The sequence below is a fragment of the Kamptonema sp. PCC 6506 genome (assembly GCF_000180455.1).
Lineage (GTDB): Bacteria > Cyanobacteriota > Cyanobacteriia > Cyanobacteriales > Microcoleaceae > Kamptonema > Kamptonema formosum.
Map to the genome: position 1 here is coordinate 1 of NZ_CACA01000153.1, position 1,912 is coordinate 1,912.

Annotated in this window: 1 protein-coding gene; it reads left to right on the forward strand. The window is 36.6% G+C overall.

Annotated features, from left to right (window positions below; all coding sequences use genetic code 11):
• Window positions 1–138: 138 nt before the first annotated feature.
• Complete coding sequence (locus tag OSCI_RS08925; RefSeq protein ID WP_007354600.1) at window positions 139–1,803, forward strand: IS1634 family transposase; 1,665 nt, start codon at window positions 139–141, stop codon at window positions 1,801–1,803.
• Window positions 1,804–1,912 lie beyond the last annotated feature (109 nt).

Below are 1,912 nucleotides of genomic sequence, written 5' to 3' on the forward strand. Positions count from 1 at the left end.
CCCACATTCCGCAGATATTTAAGCAGATTTAATTTCAGATAAATTCGGAATCACGAAAGCCCAAAATGATTGCCATACAATCATTTTGGGCTTTTTTAGGATATAATAACTTCCACAACTAACCCAACTCTAAAAACTATGAAAAAGCCCTCAGAAGCGATAAATATCGTAAATTTAGACCATTTAGGAATAGTAGCAGGAATAATAGATGAGATGGAATTGGTAGAAGAAGTCAACAAAAAAGTGGGATTAAGAACCAAAGAAACCCTCAGTCCAGGACAAGTAATGAAAGCGATGATTTTGAACGGATTGGGTTTTTTGAGCGCTCCAATATACCTATTCGACACATTTTTTGTAGGAAAAGCAACAGAACATCTAATTGGAGAAGGAGTAACGCCTGAACAATTAAACGATGACAGGATAGGAAGAGCATTAGACAAATATTATCAAGCTGGGACGACAAAATTATTCACAGCAATTGCCTTGAAAGCAGCGATGAAATTTCAAGTAGAAATGAAAAGCGTTCACCTAGACAGCAGTTCAATATCAGTAGAAGGAGAATACAAAAGCTGTCAGAAAGAAGGTCAAGTAATTGAAGCAGAATCCTTAGAGAGAGAAGATGAAATGAAAGCCATAAAAATCGTACATGGATACTCAAGGGATAGAAGACCAGACCTGAAACAATTTATCATAGACACAATCGTAACTGGAGATGGAGACGTACCATTGTATCTCAAAATAGATGACGGAAACGCCGACGATAAAAGTGTATTTGTAGAAAGACTGAAAGAATTTAAAAATCAGTGGACATTTGACGGTATATGTGTAGCAGACAGTGCCTTATACACAGCTCCTAATTTGTCAGCGATGGCAGGAATGAAATGGATAACCAGAGTACCATTAAGTATCAAAGAAGCTCAAAATAAAATCTGGGATATAGAAGATAATGCCTGGGAGCCAAATCAAATAAAGGGGTATAAAATAGCAGCGATATCAAGTGATTATGCTAACATCAAGCAAAGATGGCTAGTGATAGAGAGTGAAATCAGAAAACAAGCAGCCATTAAAAAAATATCCGAGCACGTAGCGAAACAGTTAGAATTAGCCAAAGCCTCATTGCGTAAGATATTCAAACAAGAGTTTGCTTGTATTGCCGATGCAGATATGGCAATAAAACGGTTATCAGAGTCTTGGAAATATCACCAGCTTGCCGAAATTGAATACCGAGAAAAGCCCGTAAAAAAAACGAAAATCAAGCCGAAAATAGAGAGCCAGACCAAGACAATAGTTTATCAAGTTACAGGTAAAATAGAAACCCAAAAATCAGTAATAGAAGCGGAAAAAGTCAAAGCTGGGAGATTTATATTAGCCACGAATATCTTAGACACAAAATCCGTGAGTAATCAACAGGTATTATCGGAATACAAAGCGCAGCAAAGTAACGAGAGAGGATTTAGATTTATCAAAGATCCGTTATTTTTTACGTCAAGCGTATTTGTGAAAAAGCCGGAGCGAGTGGAAGCAATTGGAATGATAATGGGACTGTGCTTGTTAGTGTATAACCTAGCTCAAAGAAAATTGAGACAACAATTAGAAGTCACCAATGAGGGGGTAAAAAATCAAGTGAAGAAATTAACCAATAAGCCGACAATGCGCTGGATATTTCAGATGTTTCAGGCGGTGCATTTAGTGACTATAAATGGAGAGAAGCAAGTCAGCAATTTAACCCCAGACCGTCAAGTTGTATTAAAGCATTTAGGGCAGTATTGCTGTCAATACTATTTAATATTTTCAAGTGGATGATGATTGGTATTAAGGTATAAATATTTGTAAATAATCCTCATTTATGAGTCAAGATAATTTGCTCTTGGCATGAGTTGACTTGGTTGAAAAGATGAGTTGAAGTGATAAA

Coding starts and splice junctions, on each gene's coding strand:
- OSCI_RS08925 (WP_007354600.1), top strand. CDS start 139: ATGAAAAAGCCCTCAGAAGCGATAAATATCGTAAATTTAGACCATTTA.